This window comes from Pseudokineococcus lusitanus (genome assembly GCF_003751265.1).
Taxonomy (GTDB): Bacteria; Actinomycetota; Actinomycetes; order Actinomycetales; family Quadrisphaeraceae; genus Pseudokineococcus; species Pseudokineococcus lusitanus.
In genome coordinates, this window is the sequence record NZ_RJKN01000010.1 from 1 (window position 1) to 21,788 (window position 21,788).

Annotated in this window: 12 protein-coding genes; 6 read left to right on the forward strand and 6 right to left on the reverse strand. The window is 78.0% G+C overall.

The features are described from left to right. Nucleotides 1-96: 96 nt before the first annotated feature. From EDC03_RS15850 to EDC03_RS15865, 4 genes are read right to left on the reverse strand one after another with little or no spacing between them, the layout of a single operon-like run. Nucleotides 97-1,215 (reverse strand): glycosyltransferase, encoded by a 1,119-nt coding sequence (locus EDC03_RS15850; RefSeq protein ID WP_199720326.1) that lies wholly within the window; start codon nt 1,213-1,215, stop codon nt 97-99. Continuing rightward, the gene (locus EDC03_RS15855) at nt 1,212-1,976 is read right to left on the reverse strand and encodes an ABC transporter ATP-binding protein (RefSeq protein ID WP_123381243.1); all 765 of its coding nucleotides are present in this window, start codon (nt 1,974-1,976) and stop codon (nt 1,212-1,214) included. Before EDC03_RS15855 ends, EDC03_RS15850 begins: the two co-directional genes overlap by 4 nt. Continuing rightward, on the reverse strand, nt 1,969-2,838 hold the full coding sequence (locus EDC03_RS15860) for an ABC transporter permease (RefSeq protein ID WP_199720327.1): 870 nt from the start codon (nt 2,836-2,838) through the stop codon (nt 1,969-1,971). Before EDC03_RS15860 ends, EDC03_RS15855 begins: the two co-directional genes overlap by 8 nt. After that, a complete protein-coding gene (locus tag EDC03_RS15865) occupies nt 2,835-4,097 on the reverse strand; it encodes a nucleotide sugar dehydrogenase (RefSeq protein ID WP_123381244.1) in 1,263 nt (420 codons plus the stop codon). The genes EDC03_RS15860 and EDC03_RS15865 overlap by 4 nt, the downstream gene beginning before the upstream one ends. 256 nt (nt 4,098-4,353) lie before the next feature. Between EDC03_RS15865 and EDC03_RS15870 the strand changes: the two genes are divergently transcribed. Further along, entirely contained in the window at nt 4,354-7,524 is a 3,171-nt protein-coding gene (locus tag EDC03_RS15870) for a glycosyltransferase (RefSeq protein WP_123381245.1), read from the forward strand. 18 nt (nt 7,525-7,542) lie between these two features. On the opposite strand, the gene EDC03_RS15875 is transcribed toward EDC03_RS15870, so the two are convergent. Further along, the gene (locus tag EDC03_RS15875; protein ID WP_158674335.1) at nt 7,543-8,610 is read right to left on the reverse strand and encodes a class I SAM-dependent methyltransferase; all 1,068 of its coding nucleotides are present in this window, start codon (nt 8,608-8,610) and stop codon (nt 7,543-7,545) included. A gap of 145 nt (nt 8,611-8,755) precedes the next feature. Here EDC03_RS15875 and EDC03_RS15880 point away from each other — a divergent pair, with 145 nt between their 5' ends. From EDC03_RS15880 to EDC03_RS15890, 3 genes are all read left to right on the forward strand, one after another. Next, nucleotides 8,756-10,882 (forward strand): SpoIID/LytB domain-containing protein, encoded by a 2,127-nt coding sequence (locus EDC03_RS15880; RefSeq protein ID WP_158674336.1) that lies wholly within the window; start codon nt 8,756-8,758, stop codon nt 10,880-10,882. 92 nt (nt 10,883-10,974) lie between these two features. Continuing rightward, nucleotides 10,975-12,999, forward strand: a complete 2,025-nt coding sequence (locus tag EDC03_RS15885) for a peptidoglycan recognition protein family protein (RefSeq protein WP_123381248.1) — start codon at nt 10,975-10,977, stop codon at nt 12,997-12,999. Continuing rightward, complete coding sequence (locus EDC03_RS15890; protein WP_123381249.1) at nt 12,996-14,546, forward strand: VldE C-terminal domain-containing protein; 1,551 nt, start codon at nt 12,996-12,998, stop codon at nt 14,544-14,546. Before EDC03_RS15885 ends, EDC03_RS15890 begins: the two co-directional genes overlap by 4 nt. A 364-nt stretch (nt 14,547-14,910) precedes the next feature. Here the strand turns inward: EDC03_RS15890 and EDC03_RS15895 are convergent, their stop codons facing one another. Beyond that, nucleotides 14,911-17,052, reverse strand: a complete 2,142-nt coding sequence (locus EDC03_RS15895) for an acyltransferase family protein (protein ID WP_123381250.1) — start codon at nt 17,050-17,052, stop codon at nt 14,911-14,913. Nucleotides 17,053-17,225: 173 nt separating this feature from the next. Between EDC03_RS15895 and EDC03_RS15900 the strand changes: the two genes are divergently transcribed. Both EDC03_RS15900 and EDC03_RS15905 read left to right on the forward strand, forming a co-directional pair. Further along, nucleotides 17,226-18,608: a rhamnosyltransferase WsaF family glycosyltransferase gene (locus EDC03_RS15900; RefSeq protein WP_148058118.1), complete on the forward strand. Its 1,383-nt coding sequence runs from the start codon at nt 17,226-17,228 to the stop codon at nt 18,606-18,608. 29 nt (nt 18,609-18,637) lie between these two features. Further along, a complete protein-coding gene (locus EDC03_RS15905; RefSeq protein WP_123381252.1) occupies nt 18,638-21,775 on the forward strand; it encodes a glycosyltransferase in 3,138 nt (1,045 codons plus the stop codon). Nucleotides 21,776-21,788: the final 13 nt, after the last annotated feature.

Sequence of the window (21,788 nt, forward strand, 5' to 3'; positions counted from 1 at the left end):
GGCCTTCCTCCACCGGTACAACCATCACCGACCCCACTCCGCCATCGGCAAGGTCCCGCCCATCACCAGGTTGATCAACGTCCCTGGGCAGTACAACTAGCGGGCGTCCGCCCAGGCCCGCAGCTGCTCCGCCAGGCGCCGTCCGTCGCGCCGCCAGTCCAGCTCCTCGAGGGCGTGGCGGCGCCCAGCGTCCGCGAGCGACCGGCGCCGCGCCTCGTCGTCGCGCAGGGCCCGGACGGCGGCGGCAGCCGCGGCCGGGTCCTCGAAGGGCACGACGACGCCGGCGCCGGCGGCCTCGACGAGCTCGACCGCGGCGCGGTTCGGCGTCGTGACGACGGGCAGCCCGTGCGCCATGTACTCCATGAGCTTCGTGGGCCGCGAGTGCGCGTAGTTGGGCTCGTCGTGGAGCAGCGACAGGCCGGCGAGGGCCCCGGGCAGGCCGGCGAGCGCCTCGTCGTTGGGCACGAAGCCGCGCCAGCGGACGTGGCCCGCCTCGTGCGCGGCGCGCAGCGCGTCGCGGACGTCGGCGTCGGCGGGGCCGACGACCTCGACCTCCACCTCGCCGGCCAGCTCGCGGCCCAGCGCGACGAGCTCGAGCCCGCCGCGCGGCCGGGTCACCCGGCCGAGGTAGACCACACGGTCGGCGCCCGGCGGCGGCACGTCCGCCAGCGGCACGAGGACGCTGTTCGGCACCACGGGGTGCGGCCGGCGGAAGCGGTCGGCGTACCCGGTCTCCGCGAGCGTGAGGTGCAGGTGCCGCTCGGCCACCCGCTCGGCCGCGCGCACCGCGGCCGGCAGCGCGCGCCGGGCGGGCCCGGGCAGCCACGTCTTCATCGAGAGGGCGGCGGCGGTGTCCTCGTGGACGTCCCAGACGACCGCGGCCGCCCGGGTCGCGCGGGCCCCGGCGACGGCGAGGAGCAGCTCGGGGTCGTGGACGAGCACGACGTCGTGGTGCGGGGCCTCCCGGCGTAGGAGCGCCGTCGCGGCGCGCAGGGCGGCCAGCCGTCGGCGGCCGACCGCGCGGGGCAGGTCCAGCGGGCGCACCCCGGGCGGCGGCGTCCGGTCGTACGCGGCGAAGGGCGCCGCGTAGGTGACGGCGCAGCCCGCGTCGAGCAGCGAGACGAGCTGGCGGTGCCGGATCCGGGCGTCCTCGGGGTCGTGGACCACCGTGACGACGAGGACCCGCAGGCCCTCGGCCGGCCGCTCGGCGCTCACTTGACGGACGCCTCGTAGGCCTTGACGACGTCGAGCACGGGCCCGTCCGCGCGCAGCTCGCCGTGGTCGATCCAGATGCCCCGCGTGCACGTCTCCTTGACGGTGCCCATGGAGTGGCTGACGAGGAAGACGGTGCCGGCCTCGGCGCGGAGCTCGCGGATGCGCTCCTCGCTCCGGCGGCGGAAGGCCGCGTCGCCGACCGCCAGCGCCTCGTCGACGAGCAGCACGCGGTGGGTGGCGGAGGCGGCGATGGCGAAGCGCAGCCGCGCGCCCATGCCGGCCGAGTACGTCTTCATGGGGAGGTCGACGGCCTCGCCGATGCCGGAGAAGTCGACGATCTCCTGGTACCGCCCACGGATCTCCTCGGGCGTCATCCCCAGGGCGAGGCCGCCGAGGATGACGTTGCGCTCGCCCGACAGCTCGTTGATGAGGGCGGCGTTGACGCCGAGGAGCGCGGGACGCCCGTCCGCGTAGACGGTGCCGCGGGTCGGCGTCGTGAGGCCCGCGATGGCGCGCAGCAGCGTGCTCTTGCCGGACCCGTTGTGGCCGATGACGCCGATGCTCTCGCCCTCGTGGGCGGTGAAGGAGACGCCCTTGAGGGCGTGGACGGTGCGCGCCTGGCGCAGCGACGGCGCCCGGCGCAGCAGCTTGCGCTCCGACGTCGCCCGCTTGCCGGCGGCGTAGACCGTGTAGTCGACGGAGACGTCGTCGACGACGACGGTGGGCCGCGCGCCGGCGGGGGAGGTCTGCGGCTCACTCACGGCCGTAGGCCTCCTCGGCCCGCCAGAAGAAGACGGCGCCGCCGACGAGCGTGACGACGGCCCAGCCGATCCCGAGCGCCCACACGTCCCAGCCGACCTGGACCTCGGTGAGGAGCCCGGTGCGGACGAGCGTGATGTAGACCTGCACGGGGTTGACCATGGCGACGGCCTCGGCTGCCGGCGGGAGGCCCACGCGCTCGATCGAGTAGAAGAGCCCGCTGATGTAGAAGAGCAGGCGCGTGACGAAGGGGAGCAGCTGCGCGACGTCCCGCACGTGCAGCGTGACGCGGGCCGCGACGAAGGCGACGCCCTGGCAGAACATCGTCATGAGGACGAGCGCGGGCACGACGAGGAGCCAGCGCCACGTCAGCGGCTCGCCGAAGACGAGGGCCACGACGGCGGCCATCCCCATCATCGGCGCGAGCGCGTAGACCTGCTGCAGCACGACGGAGATCGGCAGCACGGCGCGCGGGAAGTGCATCGTCCGGACGAGGCCGAGGTTGCTCGTGATGGCCTTCGAGCCGTCGTTGAGGCACCCGGCGAAGTACTGGAAGACGAAGATGCCGATGACGAGGAACGGCACGAAGTTGTCGGGCCGGGTGCTGCTGGCGAGCAGGAGGCCGAAGACGACGCCGTAGACCACGGCGTTGAGCAGGGGCCGCACGAGGACCCAGCCGAGGCCGAGGCGGTTCTCCTCGTTCTGGCCGCGGAACCGCGAGCGGGACAGCTCGAGGAGGAAGTGCCGGCGCTGCCACAGCTCGCGCACGTACTCCCCGGCGGCCGGGCGCCGCCCGAGCCGCTCGAGCCCCGCCTCGCGCGCCAGCCGCGCGGCCGGGCTCGGGGACGCCTCCGCGGCGCTCACAGCCGGACCACGCCCTCCGCCGGCTCGAGGAGCCCGCGGGTGTCGAGGACGACCGGAGCGCTGTCCCGCAGGGCCCGGACGTCGAGGTCGCGGTGGGCCTGGAGCAGGACGGCGACGTCGGCGGGCCGCCCGTGGCCGCCGAGGGCCTCCCGCCGGGGGACCTCCGTGCCGTCGACGACGAAGCGGGGCGCCAGGGCGTCGTGCTGCTCGAGCTCCGCGCCGAGCTCGCGCAGCGCGCGGGCCACGCCGAAGGCCGGCGACTCCCGCTGGTCGCTGACGCCCGCCTTGTAGGTCGTCCCGACGAGGAGGACGCGGGCGCCGCGCACGGCGAGCGAGCGGTCGTTGAGGAGGTCCTGCACCCGGCGGGCGACGTAGGCGGGCATCGACTGGTTGATCTCCTGGGCGAGCTCGACGGAGCGGAAGGGGTAGCCGAGGCGCGCCCGCACCGTGTGGCTGAGGTACGTCGGGTCGATGGGGATGCAGTGCCCGCCGACGCCGGGCCCGGGCCGGAAGGCCTGGAAGCCGAAGGGCTTGGTCGACGCGCACCGGACGACGTCCCAGATGTCGATGCCGAGGTCGTGGCAGAACTTCGCCGTCTCGTTGACGAGGGCGATGTTGACGTGCCGGTAGGTGTTCTCGAGCAGCTTCGCCATCTCGGCCTCGCGGGTCGAGCGGGCCGGGACCACCTCGTCGACGAGCCGGGCGTACAGCGCCTCGGCGCGGCGGGAGCACGCGGGGGTGGCGCCGCCGACGACCTTGGGGGTGTTGCGGAAGCCGTGGAGGGCGTTGCCCGGGTCGATCCGCTCGGGGGAGAAGGCCAGGTGCACGTCCTGCCCGACGACGAGGCCGCGCGCCTCGAGCGCGGGCCGGACGACCTCCTCGGTCGTGCCCGGGGACACCGTGGACTCGAGGACGACGAGCTGGCCGGGGCGCAGGGCCGCCGCGACCGCGTCGACGGCGCCGCGCACCGCCCGCAGGTCCGGGCCGCCCTCGTCCGACAGCGGCGTGGGGACGCAGATGACGACGGCGTCCGCCTCGCCGAGGCGGGCCGCGTCCGTCGTGGTCTCGAGCCCCGCGGCCAGCGCCGCGGCGACGTCGGCGTCCGAGACGTCGTCGACGTGGGAGCGCCCGGCGGCGAGGCCGCCGACGACCGCCTCGTCGACGTCGAGCCCCAGCACCCGCAGGCCGCTGCGGGCGGCCTCGCGCACGAGGGGGAGCCCCACGTAGCCGAGGCCGATGACGGCCAGGTCGAAGGTCACGGCAGTCCTCTCGGCGGCGGGGGCCCGGCAGGCGGTGGTCGCGCTCGCCCTCCCGGGCAGTGCGGGAGTCTGCCACCCGCCGCGCGGGAGGCCGCGCACGCCGGGCCGTCCCGCGGGCGGCACCTAGCATGCCGACCCGTCGTCCGAGCCCTCCCCGCCGCACCGAGGAGCACGCCCCCGTGGCCCAGCAGCACCCCCCTCGCCCGCCCCGCGGCACGGCCGCCGGCACCCCCGCCGGCACGTCCGGGGGCCGGGCGTGCTGACCCCGGCGCGCGTCCGCTCGGCGCTGCGGCGCCGGGCCCGGGGGAGCCGCCTGCTGCTCGCGGCGGGCCGTGCGGCGTCCGTGCCCGTGGTCCTGCGCTCGCCGCTCTTCGACCGCGGCTGGTACGAGGCGCAGGTGGGGCGGCGGCTGCCCGGGCGGACCGCGGCCGTCGTCCACTACGTGCGGCACGGCTCGCGCGCCGGCCTCAGCCCCTGCCGCCTCTTCGAGGCGGAGTGGTACCAGCCGGCGCGTTGGCGCAGCGCGCCCCTCGACCCCTTCGCCCACCTGCTCCTGCGGGGGCGGCCCGACGCGCAGCCCCACCCCCTGCTCGACCCGCTCGGCGCGGGCGGCGGCGCCCGCCCCGTGCCGGAGGTCCTGGCGGCCTGGCTCGCGGCGGCCGCGCCCACGACGCCGCTGCCGCTGCCCCCCGCGGAGGGCCGGCCGGGAGGGCCCTCGCCCGCGACGGCGCCCGCGCTCGGGCTCCGGCTGCCCGCGGGCGCGGCCCCCGTCACGTGGGGCGCGCTGCGGGCGGCGCAGGACGACGCCGTCCGGCGCCACCTCGCCCAGGACCGGCTGCGCCACGACCCGCGGCTGACGCCCGCCGCCGACCGCGACCCGCACCAGGACGCGCTCGTCGCCGCCACGTGGGCCGACGCGCCGCTGCCCGCCCACGACGGCCCGCTCGTCACCGTCGTCATGCCCGTCCGCGACCGCGAGGCCGTCGTCGGCCGCGCCGTGCGGTCGGTCCTCGCCCAGACCCTCCCGTCGTGGGAGCTGCTCGTCGTCGACGACGGCTCGCGGGACGGCACGCGTGCCGCCGTCCTCGCGGCCGCGGGGGGCGACCCCCGGGTGCGCGTCCTCGACGGCCCGGCGCGGGGCGTGGCCGCCGCCCGCAACGCCGCCCTGCCGCACGGGCGCGGCTGGTGCACGGCCTTCCTCGACTCCGACAACGCCTGGGAGCCCGCCTTCCTGCGCACGGCCGTCGCGACGATGCACGCCCGGCACGCCCCGGTGGCCCACGCCGCGGCGCGCGTGGTGCGGGCGGGCGGCGACCTCGTGCGCGACCTGGACGCGCAGGCCGAGCACCTCGCCGTCCGCAACCACGTCGACCTCAACGTGCTCGTCGTCCGGTCCGACCTCCTCGCGGAGGTCGGCGGCTTCGACGAGACGCTGCGCCGCACCGTCGACTACGACCTCGTGTGGCGGCTGGCCCGCCGTGCGTCCCTGCTGCACGTGCCGCTGGTCGGCGTCGTCTACGACGACGACCGCACGGGCGACCGCCTGTCCACGACCGAGCGCCGCTCGTGGAAGGAGGTCGTCCGGCGCCGTCACCTCGTCGACTGGGACGCCCTCGCCACGACGCCGACCGCCGTCGGCACGACGAGCGTGCTCCTCGTCGCCCGCCGCGGCTGGGCCGAGGCGTGGCGCGCCGTGACGGCCGCCCTCGGCGACGCCACCGCCGACGGGCGCGCCCGGGACGCCGACCGGGCCGTCGTCGTCGACGCCGGGGGACGCCCCTCGGTGGCCCGGCTCCTGGGCGCCCTCGCCCTCGTCGACCCCCGCGTCACCGTGCTGCGGACCCCCGACGACGTGGGCGTCCCGCTGGGGCTCGACCTCGCGCTCGCGGCGGCCACCGGCGACGTCGCCGTCCTCCTGGCCGAGGACGCCGAGCCGGTGCCCGGCGCCCTGGCCGCCCTGCGCGCGGCCCTCGACGACGGGGCGCCGGCCGCCGGGGCCCTGCTCCTCGACCACCGCGACCTCGTCGTCGCCGCGGGGACGGGGGGAGCCCCGGGGGCGCCCGAGCCCCTGCTGGCCGACCTGCCGGCCGACGACGCCCGCCGCCTCGGCCCCGTCGTCGCCGTGCCCGCGCTCCGCGGGGAGGCGCTCGCCGCGCGCACCGCCGACCTCGTCGCCGAGCGGTGCGCCGACCCGCTGCTGGCCGGCGGCGGCTGGGACGTCGACCTGTCGGCCCGCCTGGCCGCGCGCCGCGGGGCGTCGCCCGTCCTCGTCACCGGCGCCGTCGTGCGCACCGGTGCGGCGGTCGGGACGACGCGCCGGGCCGCCCCCGCGACCCGCGCCACGAGGACCGACCCCGCCGAGGTCGCCGCCGACGCCGCGGAGAACGGCCGGCGCCACGGGGCGGCGGCGACCGCCTGGGCCGCCACGACGGCCGACCTGCGGCGGCGCGCCGACCCGCGGCACCGCCCCGCCGCCGTCGTGACCGCCGAGGCCCCGCCGCGCCTGCGGTGGGCGGTGCGGACCGCCGCGCTGGCGGGCCCGCGGGGCGACACGTGGGGCGACCGCCACTTCGGCCGGGCCGTCGCGGACGCGCTCGCCGCCCTCGGCCAGGAGGTCGTCGTCGACACGCGGCACTCGCTGGGCCGCAGCACCTCCGACCTCGACGACGTCGTCCTCGCCGTCCGGGGCAAGGTCCCGCTGGCGCCCGCCGACGGCGCGGTGCGCCTCGCGTGGGTCATCAGCCACCCCGACCTCGTCGGCGCGGAGGAGCTGGCCGCCTACGACCGGGTCTGGGCGGCCTCGGCGGCATGGGCGGCCGACCCCGCCCGCGGCCGGGACGTCGGGGTGCTCCTCCAGGCCACCGACCCGCGGCTGTTCCACCCGGCGGCGGGGGAGGGCGACGCGGTCGAGCACCACGACGTCCTCTTCGTCGGCAGCTCCCGGTCGGTGTACCGCCCCGTCGTCCGCGTCCTCGTCGAGGCGGGCCGCGACGTCGCCGTCTACGGCGGGGGCTGGGAGCGCTTCCTGCCGCCGGGCGTGCTGCGCGGCAGCGGGATCGACAACGCGGCCCTGTCCGCGGCCTACCGCGGCGCGGGCCTCGTGCTCAACGACCACTGGGAGGACATGCGCCGCTCCGGCTTCGCGTCCAACCGCCTCTTCGACGCCGCGGCGTCGGGCGCCCGGGTGGTCAGCGACCACGTGGAGGGGCTCGGCGACGTCGTCGGCCCGCTCGTGCGGACCTACGCCGACGAGCGCGAGCTGCTGGCGCTCGTCGACGAGGGCCCGGCGGGGTTCCCGCCCGACGCCGAGCGCGCCCGCCTGGGGCGCCGTGTCGGCGAGCTGCACTCCTTCGACGCCCGCGCGCGGGTGCTGCTCGAGGGGGCGCTCGCCGTGCGCGCCGGCCGCCCGGGGCGCGCCGCGCGCTGACCCGGCCCGGCGACCGGGTCAGCCCCCGGCGGCCGGTCCCGGCGCGTCCGGCCGCGGGCCGCCGTGGTCGTCGGGGACGCGCAGCAGCGTGGCGCGGTCGGTCGTGGCCTCCACCCGGAGGCCGGGGACGTCCTCCAGCCACCGCGCGACGACCTCCCGCTCCTCCGGCCGGTCGGTGTCGTCGAGGACGACGGCGGCGCCGGGGGCGAGCAGCCCTGCGAGGGCCGGCAGCGCGGGACGGCGCGCCGCGGGGCCCGTCCCGCCGGGAGGGCCGTCGACGAAGAGCAGGTCGACGAGCGGCGGCAGCCGCCGGACGACGTCCTCCGGGTACCAGGCCGTGGTGTGGCCGGCCGGCCCCGTGCCGTCGGGCAGGGGCGCCAGCGCGCCGACGAGCACCTCGGAGAGGTCGTCGAGGCCCGCCGCCCGCAGCGCCCGGCGCGTGCCGTCGGCGTAGTGCTCGTCGTGCTCGACCGACACCACGCGACCTCCGCCGCGCTCGCGGAGCGCGGCGGCGACCCATGCGGTGGAGGTGCCGCTGCCGAGCTCCACGACGACGGGGTGCTCCCGGCGCGCCAGCACCTCGCGGACGAGGAGCAGCACGGTCTCGGGGGTCGCCGCCCACCCGGCGGCCCCGCCCGGCGGGGGCAGCCGGGTGGCGCCCGGCAGGAGGTCGCGCAGGGCGAGGAGCGACCACGTGCCCACCTCGCCCGCCCGCACGCCCCGCCACAGCGCGGGGGCGACCTGGTGGGTGGCCAGCCGCGTGCCCACGCGGGCGTCGACGGCGCCCAGGCGGGCCAGGAGGTCCTCGTGGTGCGCGCCGGCGTCCCCGCGCACCGCGGCGACGGCGGCGCCGAGCTGCGCCCGCGACGCCTCCTCGCGGCGGGCGGCGTCGTCCCGGAGCCCCCGCACCTCCACCAGCAGCTCCTCGAGCTGCCGCCGGGCGTGCAGGGCCTCGCGGCGGGCGGCGCGGGCCTCGCCGCGCGCCTCGACCACCTCGGCCCGCAGGCGGCGCCACTCGCCACCCGCGCCGGTGGCGCGGGCGACGGCTCTGGCGACGGCGCGGGGCGCTGACGTGCTGCGCGACATGGCTCCTCCTGGCGCGGGGGCCGGGCGGCTCCTCCGGGCGGTGAGGCTAGCGACCGGGCACCGCCACGCCGGCGGGACCACGCCGCCCGGGTGGTGCGCCGCCCCGACGCTCCAGCGTCGGCCCCCGCCCGCCGAGACGGCAGGCATGAGCCCCCGCCCCACCCCCTCCGTCCGCCCGGTCGCCCGCCCGGCCGTCCGCCCGGTCGCCGGCAGGGCCCGTCGTGCGCTCGTCGTCGCCGTCGCCGTCGCCGCGCTGGGACTGCCCGGCCTGCCGGGTCCCGCCGCCGCGGCCGGCGTCGGCGTGGCCGCCGCGTCGACGACGTGCCCCGCCGCCGGCGGCGCCGTCGTCCCCGCGGCCGCGGCGCCCGCCGGGAGCCCGGACGTCGTCCTCGACGGCCACGGCTTCGGGCACGGGATGGGCCTGAGCCAGTACGGCGCCCGCGGCGCGGCGCTGCTGGGGTGCTCCTCCTCGACCATCCTCACGACGTACTACCCCGGCCTCGTGCCGGCCCGGCGCGCCACCCGGCCCACGGTGCTCGTCGACCTCCTCACCGGCGGCGGCCCGTCCTCGCGCGCCGAGCTCCGCGCCGACGCCGGCCCCGTCCGCTGGGTCAGCGGCGGGCAGGAGGTCGTCCAGCCGCAGGGGGCGACGTGGACGGTCCGCCGGGCCGCGTCCGACCGGCTCGAGGTCCTCGCCGGGACGGGAGCCGGGGCCGTCGCGCCGCGCGGCTTCGCCCCGGTCGCCGGGGCCCTCGTCCGGGCCGACCACGGGGGCCAGGAGGTCCGGCTGTCCACGTGGACGTCGTTGGGCGCCACGCCGCTCGTGCGCCGCTCGGACGCGGACGCCGCCCGTTTCGCCCCCCGGAAGGCGGGGCTCGAGGTGCGCGCCGTCCTCGTCGACGGCGCCCGCGGCTCCGCCGTCGACGCGTACCTGCGCGGTCTCGCGGAGATGCCGGTCACGTGGCCGCAGGCCGCCCAGGAGGCGCAGGTCGTCGCGGCCCGCACCTTCCTCCTCGGCCGCTACGTCTCCTCCGAGGACGCCTACGTCGTCCGCCCCACGACCGCCGACCAGGTCTGGGCGGGCGCCGAGCGGCGGGCCGAGGACACGCGGAACGGCGGCGGGCTGGCCCGCGCCGTCGCCGCGACGTCGACGACCGGCGCCGGGACCGTCCTCACGACGGCGTCGGGCGGCCTCGCCCGTGACCTCTTCTACGCGTCCAGCCACGGGGGCTGGTCGGAGACGAACACCTACGTGTGGGGCTCCGCCCCCGTGCCGCACCTGCGCCAGGTCGACGACAGCCGGTGGGCCCTGGCCTCCGGCGACCCCAACCTGTCGTGGACGGTCGGGCTGAGCTGGGCGCAGGTGGCGGACGCCTTCGGCCTCGCGACGGCCACCGACCTGCGCGTGGCCCCGCGCGGCCAGGCCGCCCGGACGGAGGTCGTCGTCGTCGGCACGCGCGCGGGCAAGCCCGTGACGCTGCGGGTCACGGGCCAGAAGGCGCGCGACGCGCTGCGCGCCGTCGCCCCGGGCGTCCGGTCGTCCGGCTTCACCGTCCGCCCGCCCGCGCCGGTGGCGCCGCCCGCGACGGCGGCCCCGGCGGCCGGCGCCGCCGCCGGCCGGCCCGTCGCGCTCGACGTCGACGGGGACGGGCGCGACGAGGTGGGCTGGTTCTCCGGCGGCACGTGGACGCTGCGGTCGGCGGACGGCAGCACCCGCTCCTTCACCTTCGGGCGCGCGGGCGACCTGCCCGTCACCGGCGACTGGGACGGCGACGGCCGCGACGGCGTCGGCGTCGTGCGCGCCGGCGTCTGGCACCTGCGCGAGCAGGCCGGCCCCGGCGCCGCCGACCGCTCCTTCGCGTACGGCCGGGCCGGGCAGCAGCCCGTCACGGGCGTCTGGGCCCCCGGCCGCCCCACGGGGATCGGAGTCGTGGCGGGGGGCACGTGGCACCTGCGCGACGCCGTCGGGCCGGGAAATGCGTCCAGGACCTGGACATTCGGGGCACCTGGTGCGCAGGCTGTGCCCGGTGACTGGGACGGAGACGGGGTCGACGACCCGGGTGCCCTCGACGGGGCGCGCTGGACGTTCGGCTCCTCGGCCCGTCTGACGATCCCCCCGCTCGTGCTCGGACGCCCCGGCGTCCGGGGCGTGGCGGGGGACTGGCAGGGCCGCGGGGGCGACCTGCCGGGCGTCGGGCGTGCCGGTGTCGTCCACGTCGCCGCCCGCCTCGACGACGGGCGGTCCGCGACCCCCTGGCAGGTCCTGCGCTGACGACGGAGCAGCGATCAGGGGCTACAGGTGCGCGCGGGCCGTGACGACGTAAGGGCATGGCCCTGCACCCCCGTCCGACAGGAGCTCGCCCCGTGCCGCACCATCTCCTCCGCCTCGGCGGAGCCCTGACCTGCGCCGTCGCCGTCGTCGCCCCCCTCGGGCTCGCGGCGACGCCCGCGCTGGCCGCGCCCGTCACGGCCGCCGCGGCCGCCGCCGCGGTCGAGGACGCGCCGGTCGCCACGAGCACCGACGTCGTCCCCGAGGTCGGCGTCGACGCCGACGCGCTCGCGCAGCTGCGCGCGGCCGGCGACCCCGCCGCCCGCCCCGCCGTCCTCACGGACGAGGTGGCCACCGACGCCGACTTCGACGTCCTCGGCGTCACCTGGTCCGCCGCCGACACCTCGGCCGGCGCGGTCACCGTGGCCGTGCGCGTCCTCGAGGACGGCGCCTGGTCGACGTGGGAGACCCTGCCCGTCGAGGACGCGGGCCCCGACGCCGGCTCCGCCGAGGCGCGATCGGCCGCGCCCGTCGTCGGCACGTCGCCGCTGGCGACCGACGGCGCCCGCGGCTACCAGCTGCGCGTCGACACGACGAGCGGTGCGGCGCCGCGGGACCTGCAGGTGCGCGTGGTCGACGGCGGCGACGGCGACGTCGCCCGCGTCGAGCGTGCGGCGGGCCCGGCCGCGGCCGCGGCCGCGGCGGAGGTGCGGGGAAGCACCGTCGCCGCGTCGGCCTCGACCCCGGCGGCGGGCACGCTCTCCGCGGCCTCGGCGGGCACGCTCTCCGCGACCGCCTCGACAGCGGCCCAGCCGACCATCGTCACCCGCGCGCAGTGGGGGGCGGACGAGTCCCTGGCCCGCGGCACCGGGCGCAACGACACGGTCAAGGCGATGGTCGTCCACCACACCGCGTCGTCGAACAGCTACTCCACGGCGAGCCAGTCGATGAGCCAGCTGCGGGGCATCTACGCGTACCACACGCAGTCCCTGGGCTGGTCCGACATCGGCTACAACTTCGTCGTCGACAAGTTCGGCACGATCTACGAGGGCCGCCGCGGCAGCATCACCGAGAAGGTCATGGGCGCCCACGCCGCCGGCTTCAACACCGACACCATGGGCGTCTCGGCGATGGGCAACTACGAGGAGGCGGCGCCCTCGTCCGCCCTCGTCCGCAGCATCGCGGCCGTCGTGGCGTGGAAGCTCGGCCAGTTCGGCGTCTCGCCCACGGCGACGACGACGCTCACGTCCGCCGGCGGCGGCACGGCCCGCTACTCCAAGGGCCGTGCGGTGACGCTGCCGACGGTCCTGCGGCACATGGACGTCGGCTACACGGCGTGCCCCGGCTCGGGCCTGTCCGCGCAGATGGACACCATCCGCTCGCGGGCCGCCCAGCTCCAGGCCGCCGCGACGCCGACGCCCACCCCGACGCCCACCCCGGCGCCCGCCCCCGTGCCGGCCGGCGCGCAGACCCTCGTCGGCGACTGGAACGGCGACGGCACCGACCAGGTCGGCCTCTTCGTCGACGGGGACATCTCCCTGCGCCGCGCCGACGGCGGGACGCTGCGCTACCGCTACGGCGGCAAGGGCGACATCGCCGTCGTCGGCGACTGGGACGGCGACGGCCGCGACACGGTCTCGGTCTTCCGCCGCGGCCAGTGGCTCATCAACGACTCGCTGTCCGGCGGCAGCGCGGACCGTTCCTTCTGGCTCGGCCAGGCCGGCGACGTGCCCGTCACCGGCTCCTGGGACGGCCGCAGCCAGGGCGTCGGCGTCTACCGCGACGGGCGCTGGCTCCTGCGCAAGTACCCCTCGGCCGGGCCGGTCCACGTGTCGCTGAACTGGGGCCGCACGACCGACCGCCCCGTCGTCGGCGACTGGGACGGCGACGGCGCGGACACGCCGGGCCTCCAGCGCGGCGCGCAGCGCTTCCGCCTCGACTCCCTCTACCCGGGCTCGCCGGGGCCCATCAGCTTCGGCCGCGCGAGCATGCCGGGCTTCGCCGGCGACCTCGCCGGCAAGGGCCACGACGGCTGGGGGGCCCGCCAGGGCGCGACCTTCCTCTACCGCACCGACGTCCGCGGCGGCGTGGCGCAGGGCTCCGTGGCGGTCGTCCGATGAGCGGCGCGACCCGCGGCGGCACCCTGCGCCGGCTGCTCACCGCGTCCGCCCTCTGCGCCGGCGTCGTCGTCAGCGCGCTGCCCGCCGTCGCCGCCCCCGCGGTCGCGCCGGCCGCCGCGTCCACCGACGTGGACGGGCACCACGTCGACGACGGCCACGCGCACTCCCACGACCCGTCCCTCGAGGGCGCGGTCGTGCCGGGCCCGGGCACCGCCGGCTGGACGGGTCCCGACGCGGCGCCGTCCGCGGGCCGCGGCACGCTCTCCGCCGCGGCGGCGGTCCCCACGCCGAAGCCGGTGCAGCGCTACTCGGGCGAGCCCGAGGAGCTGGCCCGCTACGTGCCGCAGATCGCCTGCGACCCGGTCGAGCGCGTGGGCACCAACCGCCTGCGCGACCTGCTCCACGCCACCTACGGCGGCTACAAGGGCGGCACGACCCGCCAGTGCTCCGGGCGCAGCGAGCACTCCGACGGCCGGGCGTACGACTGGATGCTCGACGCCGGCGACCCCGCCGACGCGGCCAAGGCCGACGCCTTCCTCACGTGGCTCATCGGCCCGGACGCCCAGGGCCGGCCGTCCGGCAACGCCCGCCGGCTCGGGATCATGTACGTCATCTGGGACCGCAAGATCTGGGGCTCCTACAACCAGACGTGGAAGGCGTACAGCGGCGCGAGCCCGCACACCGACCACATCCACATCTCGCTCAGCTGGGACGGGGCGCTCGCCCGCACGTCCTTCTGGACCGGGACGACGCTCACCGGCACCGACTACGGGCCCTGCGTCCGCTACACCGGCGAGGCCGCGCCGCGGTACTCGGGCCGCAACCCCTCGCCGTGCCCGACGCCGGGCCCGCGGCCCGCGCCGGTCGCCCCGACGCCGGTCCCGGCGGGCGCCCAGCCGCTCGCGGGCGACTGGGACGGCGACGGGGTCGACGAGGTCGGCCTCTACCTCGACGGCAACGTGTCGCTGCGCCGCGACGACGGCTCGACCGTCCGCTACCGGTACGGCCAGGCCGGCGACGTCGCCGTCGTGGGGGACTGGGACGGCGACGGCCGCGAGACCGTCGGCGTCTTCCGCCGCGGGCACTGGCTGCTGAAGAACTCCCTGTCGGGCGGCTCCGCCGACCGCGCCTTCTGGATGGGGCAGTCCGGCGACGTGCCCGTCGTCGGCTCGTGGGACGGCCGCCGCCTCGGCGTCGGCCTCTACCGGGACGGCCGCTGGATGCTCCGCACCTCGGTGGGCGCCGGCCCGGTCGACGTCTCGCTCAACTGGGGCCGTCCGACCGACGTCCCCGTCCCCGGCGACTGGGACGGCGACGGCGCGGACACCCCGGGCCTCCAGCGCGGCGCCCAGCGCTTCCGCCTCGACTCCCTGCGCGCGGCGTCCCCGTCGCCCGTCACCTTCGGCCGGGCCGGCATGCCGGGCTTCTCCGGCGACTTCGACGGCAACGCCCGCGACGGCTGGGGCGTCCGCTCCGGCGCCACCTTCCTGTGGCGCCACGACACCCGCGGCGGCGACGCCCAGGGCTCGGTGGTCCTCTTCCGCTGACCCACCCGCACGGCACGACCGCAGAGGCCGGGACCCCGCAGGGGTCCCGGCCTCTGCCGTCCCCACCGCGAGGCCCTGCACGGGACCCGCCGTGCACGGCGGATCTCGTGCAGACCCTCGGCAGAGGGACGGCACCCAGCTCGGCACGGACGGCGCGCAGGCCGGAGCGGAGGCCGCACCGGTCCGAGAGCGGACGGCGCCGGGTGCGCGTCCGGCACGTCAGGCCGGCGCCCCGACCCGAGCGCGACCCGGCCGGAGCGCGCCGAGGCAGTGCCAGAGCGCACCCGACGCCGGCCGCGGACCCAGCCGGACGCGGTGAGCCGCACCCGGGTGACGGCCGCGCCGGACGCCGCGCGGGCGGGGCTCAGCGAGCCAGCGCGTCCACCCGCTCCGACAGGACCGTCCACGCCGAGCGGCTCCACGTGTTGGTGAAGTGGCTGTCGTCCGCGTAGACGACGGCCCCGTTGGGGGCGACGACGGTGCACTCGTCGGGGCCGGGGCAGACGGCGTCGGTCATGTCGAGCCAGGCCACGCGGTCGCCGAGGCCCTCGGTGGCGGCGGCTCGCTCCTCGGCCTCGACGAGGACGGTGTCGAGGTGGACGTTGCCCTCGCGGGGGAAGTTGCAGGCGCGCCAGCCGGAGGGCTCCTGCTCGGACAGGCAGGAGGGGACGTCCTGGGGGGACCAGGGGGTGTCCTGGACGACGACGACGCGGTCGGCCAGGTCGCCGAGGCGGCCGAGGGTGCGCTCGGCGGCGGCCTCCCAGACGGGGCCGGTGCCGGCCTCGTCGAGGACCTCGCCGTCGGGGCCGAGCGTCGCCGTCGTGTAGCCCTTGGAGCGGGCGACGAACACGGTCGTGAGGTCGTCGACCTCGGCGAGGCGCTCCTCGACGGAGGTGCGCCACTGGCCGCACTCGGAGTAGGCGCGGGTCTGGCGGGCCACCCAGACGTCGATGTCGACGGAGGGGCAGGCGGTCTTGCCCCACACCAGCAGGCGCTGGCCGCGCTCGCGGGCCATCTCGTCGAAGGCGGGCAGCCAGTGGATCGAGTGGCTGTCGCCGATGAGGGCCACGGTCTCCTCGCCCTCGGGGTCGCCGAAGACGCAGTCGTCGACGGGCGGGGCCTCGGTGCCGGGGTAGCTGACGTAGCAGCCGGAGGGGCGGGCCTGGTCGGCGCGCGCCTCCTCGGCGGTCATGGACGGGACGTCGACGTCGGGGACGCCGTCCTCGTCGACGGGGGCGGAGGCGGCGGGCGTGCCGAGGTCGGGCAGGCGCTCGACGTCGACGTCGCGGGAGGCGAAGGGCTGCAGGAGGAGCGCGGCGCCCACGGTGAGGACGGTGAGGCCCGCGCCGAGGGCCAGGGAGCGGCCGGGCACGGCCGACAGCCAGCGGTTGCGGCGGACCGGGTCCTCGACGAGGACGTGCGAGACGACCGACAGGACGAGCGAGGCGACGACGCCGAGGACGAGCTGCCAGGCGGTGGGGGAGCCGTCGGCGAGGAGCGCGACGACGACGAGGCACGGCCAGTGCCACAGGTACCAGGCGTAGGAGATGCGGCCGACGTAGCGGGGGCCGGGCCGCGACAGCAGGGCGCCGACGCCCGCGCCGCTCGCGACGGTGCCGGCGACGAGCAGGAGCACGGCGCCGCCGACGGGCGCCGCCGCGGCGATGCCCGGGAACAGCGTCGTGTCGTCGTAGGCGACGGCGGACCACAGGACGAGGCCGAGCCCGGCGGCCGCCGCCACGAGGGCGACGGCGCGGGGGAGGCGCTCGCAGAGCGGCAGGGCCAGCGCGACGGCCGCGCCGGCGGCCAGCTCCCACGCGCGGGTGTGGAGGCCGAAGTAGGCCCACGAGCCGCTGGTCGGCGTGAGGAGCACCGACAGCACGAGCGAGCCGCCGCCGAGGAGGACGAGGCCCACGGTGACGCGGCGGCGCACGCTGCCCCAGCCCTTCGGGCCGAGGGCCACGACGAGGAGGATGAGCAGGGGCCAGACGACGTAGAACTGCTCCTCGACGGCGAGCGACCAGAAGTGCAGGAACGGGCTGTCGTGCGAGTCGGCGCCGAGGTAGTCGGTGGCCCCGACGGCGTAGCGCCAGTTCGCCGCGTAGAGCGCGGCGCCCAGCGCGTCGACCCCGATGCGCGGGCGGTCCAGCGGCGGCACGAGGAGGTACGCGGCCGCGGCGCTCGCGACGACGACGAGCGCCGCCAGCGGGAGGAGCCGCCGCGCGCGCCGCGCGTAGAAGCGCCGCAGCGAGATGGTGCCGCTGCGGCGGACCTCGTCGAGCAGGAGGCCGGTGATGAGGAAGCCGGAGAGCACGAAGAAGACGTCGACGCCGACGTAGCCGCCGGAGAGGAACGGCACGCCCGCGTGGTAGAGCACGACGAGGGTCACGGCGACGGCGCGCATGCCCTCGATGTCGGGGCGGAAGCGGCGTCCGGCGTCCAGCCGGGGCCCCACCGGCTCGGCGGGGGCGGGCGCGCTCGCGGGCGCGACGTCTCGGCTCTGCACCGGGACAGTCTGGACGACGCCGGGCCGTGGGCCGTGACGCGCCGCCCCGCGCGCCGCGGCAGGGGCCGCCGACGGCGTTCGTTACTGTCCCCGACGACCTGTTCGACCGGTGCGTCCCGCGACGGCGCCCGCCTGCCCCCGACCCGAGGGCCGACCCCCAGGGAGAGGTACCCGTGCGAGTGACCCGCAGCGGTCGGGTGGCGCTGGCCGCCGTCCGGAGCTACCTGACCGACAAGGACGTCCGCAGCGGCATCGCCTTCCACGCCCGCGAGGGCCGCTGGCCCGGCGCCGCGGCCTCGTGGTCCCGCTCGGTCACGCCGACCGCGCCGGCGTCGACGGGCGCGCCGCGCGTCGCGCTGCCCGGCGGCGGCGACGAGGGCACGCCCGCCGTCCCGGTGCCGCGCGTGCGGCTCGGCGAGATCGCCCGCGGCGGCTCGACCTTCGAGCGCACGTCGCTCGTCGACGCCCCGCCGCACGTCAACCTCGTCCTGCCCGGCCTGGACGTCGAGCGGATCTACGCCGGCCTGCTCACGGCCATGACCGTCGGCTGGCGGCTCGCGGAGGCGCGCGGCGTGCCGCTGCGCGTGGTCCTCACGAGCGAGGCCGTGGGCTCGACCTCCACGCGGACGCTGCGCCGCTGGTTCGTCGACAACGGGTTCGACCCCGCGCGGGCGGCGACGGTCGACCTCGTCGAGCGCGCCCAGGTGCCGTCGGCGACCTTCGGCACCGGCGACGTGTGGGTGGCGACGTACTGGACGACGGCCCACGCGCTCGACCTCGCGTGCCGCCGGGGCGCCGTCGACCGCGGCCGCGTCGTCTACCTCGTCCAGGACTTCGAGCCGTCGTTCAGCGGCTGGAGCGACCAGTACGCCATCGCGGAGAGCACCTACCGGGCCGGCTTCACGCCCATGGTCAACTCCCGCTCGCTGGCCGACTACCTCGCGTGGGCGGTCGGGCTCGAGGTCGACCCGCAGGTCGTCTTCGCGCCGCACCTCGACCTCCCGGCGCTGCAGGGCGCCGCGGCCGCGTGGGAGCCGGGCGACCCGGAGCGCCCGCGCGTCTTCTTCTACGCCCGGCCCCGTCACCCGCGGAACCTCTTCCGCATCGGCATCGAGGGCGTGCAGCGCTTCGCCGTCCTCGCCGAGGCCGAGGGGCTGCGGCCCGACGTCGTCACCGCGGGCGACCTGCACCGCGACGTCGCGCTGACGCCGACGACGGTGGCGCGCAGCGCGGGCAAGCTCTCGATGGCCGACTACTACGGCCTCGTGGGTCGCACCGACCTCGCGCTCTGCCTCATGCAGAGCCCCCACCCGAGCCACATGCCGCTCGAGCTGGCGTGCAGCGGCGTCCCCACGGTGACCAACAGCCTCGGCGGCTTCCGCGGCGACTGGCACGACCGGCTCGTCCGCGCGGAGGCCGACCCCGACGCGCTCGGCGCGGCGCTCCTCGAGGCCTGGCGCACGCGTCCGGAGGGGCACGCCTTCGCGCCGCCCCGCGGGCTCGGCGGCGAGCTGGACGCGGCCGTGGCCGCCGTGGCGCAGCGGGTGCCGCGCTGAGCGCCGGGGCCCTGGGCGGGGCGCGGCGGGTGGCCGGACGGGCCGCGCGTCGCACGTCGCAGCGCGTCCGGTCGGCGGCGGCGCTCGCGCCGCGCCACCCCACCGCCACCCGCGACGAGGCGCGCGTCCTGGCCTCCGGGCTCTTCGACGCCCGCTGGTACCTCGCGCAGGCGGCCTTCCTCGGCGACGACGTCGACGAGCTCGCCGCCCTGCGCCACTACCTCGCCAAGGGCCGTCGCGCGGGCCGGACGCCGCACCGCTGGTTCCTGCCCGAGTGGATCGACCCCCGGGGCTGGGCGACCGCCGAGGAGGACCCGCTCGTCACGTACGTGCGGCGGTCGTCGGTGCGCCGCACGTCGGCCCCGCACCCCTGCTTCGACCCCGCCGCCCACGTCGCGCGGCACCCGGGCGCCGCCCGCCACCCGATGGGCCCGCTGGGGGACCTGCTCGACCGCGGCCCCGAGACCCCGGTCGACGTCGCCGGCCCCGCCGGGACCGTCGTCACGACGCGCGGCGCGGTCGAGGCGCTGCTCGACGAGCACCTCGCGCGCTGGGCCGGCCAGGAGGCGCTGCGCACGGCGCCCCGCAAGACCGAGCGCTTCACCGAGCCCTCGGGCGCCCGCACGCTGACGGCCGAGGAGGCCGCGCGCCTGGCGGCCACCTCGGTGTCCGTCGTCGTGCCCGTGTGGGAGCGCGAGGACCTCGTCGAGGTCGCCCTCACCTCGGCGCTGGCGCAGGAGGGCCTGGACCTCGAGGTCGTCGTCGTCGACGACGGCTCCCGGGACGGCTCGGTGGCCGCGGCGCGCGCCGTCGCCGCCCGCGACCCGCGCGTCGTCGTCGTCGAGCGCCCCCACGAGGGGGTCTCGGCCGCCCGCAACGCCGGCCTCGCGGTCGCGCGCGGCGAGTACGTCGCGTTCCTCGACTCCGACAACACCTGGCGCCCGGGCTTCCTCGCGCGGATGGTCGCCGAGCTGCGGCGCAGCGGGCGCGACGTCGGCTACGGCGTCGTGGCCATGGACACGGGCGAGCGCACCGTCTACCGCGCGCTGGACGCGGGGCGGAGCCACCTCGAGGTCATCAACCACGTCGACCTCAACGTCCTCGTGGCCCGGGCCGACGCGGTCCGCGCCGTCGGCGGCTTCGACACCGACCTCAAGCGGGCCGTCGACTACGACCTCGTGTGGAAGCTGGCCACGGCCGGCCCGCTCGAGTTCGTGCCGGTCGTCGGGGTGGACTACCACGCGGACGACTCCGACGTCCGGCGCATCACCGTCACCCACGGCGACAGCTGGGGCGAGGTCGTCAAGAAGCGCCGGCTGCTCGACTGGGACGCCGTCGCCGCGGCGCCCCGGACCCCGGGCCTCACGTCCCTCGTCGTCGTGACGCGCGACAGCCCCCGGGCGCTCATGACGGCCCTGTCCGGGCTGTGCGCGGGGGAGGGTGCGCCGGGCGAGGTGGTCGTCGTCGACGACGGCTCGCGCCTGTCCGCCTCGCTGGCCACGGCGTGCGCCGAGCTGGCCGTGCCGGCGCTGCGCGTGCTGCGCCGTCCCGTGCAGGAGTTCTTCGCCCTCGGCGCCGACACCGGCTTCGCGGCCACGCACGGCGACGTCGTCGTCCTCGCCGACGACGACGTCACGGTCCTGCCCGGCGACGTCGGCCGCCTCGCCGCCGTCCTGCGCGAGCGGGGCGCCGCCGCGGTGCAGCCGGTCCTCGTGACCCGCCACGGCCTCGTGCAGCACGCCGGTGCCGTCCTGGAGACGTCGACGGCGCTGCCCGTGCCCTTCCTCGCGGGCCACCACCCGGACGACGTGGGGGAGGAGCCCTTCGAGGTGCCCGCGCCGGCGGCGTCGCTGCTGGCGCTGGACGCCGCCCGGCACGCGGCGGTCGGCGGCTTCGACACGCGTTTCCGGAACGGCCTGCACGACACCGACCTCGGGCTGCGGCTGCGGGCGGCGGGCGGGACGGTCCTCGTCGACCCCCGCGTCCACGCGGTGCACGTCGGCCGGTCCCTCGCCCGCGAGGACCCGCAGGCGCACCACAACTTCCGGCACTTCGTCGCCCGCTACGGCGGCTCGCGGCCGGACCCCGCGCCGACCTACGCGGACCGCGGCCTCGAGGTCGTCGGCTGGCAGCCGCCGCCCGTGGGGGAGCAGGGGGCGCCCCGCCGCCCGGCGACGCCGCTCGTGCGCCGGCTGCGGCCGGTCCGCACGCACGTCGAGGGCCACGAGGTCCCGCGCCTGCACTGGGCCATCAAGATCGCGGCCCCCTTCCGCGGCGCGCAGCGCTGGGGCGACGAGCACTTCGCCGAGAGCCTGGCGCAGGGGCTGCGGCGCCTCGGCCAGCACGTCGTCGTCGACACCCGCGACACCCGGGTGCGCCCGAGCGCGCACCTCGACGACGTCGTCCTCCAGCTGCGCGGGCTCATGCCGCTGCCGCCGCAGCCGGGCGCCGTCAACCTCGCCTGGGTCATCAGCCACCCCGAGGACGTGCGCCGCGAGGAGGTCGTCGGCTACGACGGGGTCTTCGCCGCCAGCGAGACCTGGGCCGAGCAGGCCACCCGGGCGTGGGGCCTGCCGGTGCACCCGCTGCTGCAGTGCACCGACCCCGCCCGCTTCCACCCGGACGCGGCCGTCGCGGACACCGGCTACAAGGTGCTCTTCGTCGGCAACTCGCGGAACATCCGCCGTCGCGTCGTCGGCTGGGCCGTCGACGCCGACGTCCGCACGGACGTCGTCGGGCAGGGCTGGGACGGCGTCGTGCCGAGCTCGTGGGTGCGGGGCGAGTACCTGCCCAACGAGGGGCTCGCGGCGGCGTACCGCGGCGCCGGCGTCGTCCTCAACGACCACTGGGACGACATGCTGCGGGACGGGTTCGTCTCGAACCGCCTCTTCGACGCGGTGGCCTCGGGCGCACGGGTCCTCACCGACCCGGTGCCGGGCCTCGAGGAGCTGTTCCAGGGCTGCGCCGTCGCGGTGCGGGACGCCGAGCACCTGCGGACGCTCGTCGACCTGCCCCGCGACCAGGTGTTCCCGCAGTCCGACGAGCGGGCCGTCATCGCCGACCAGGTGCGCGTGCACCACTCCTTCGAGGCGCGGGCCCGGACGCTGCTGACGCACGTCCTCGGCCTGCGCGGCGAGGAGCCGCTCGAGGAGCCGCCGACCGGGTGAGACGGCTCCACCG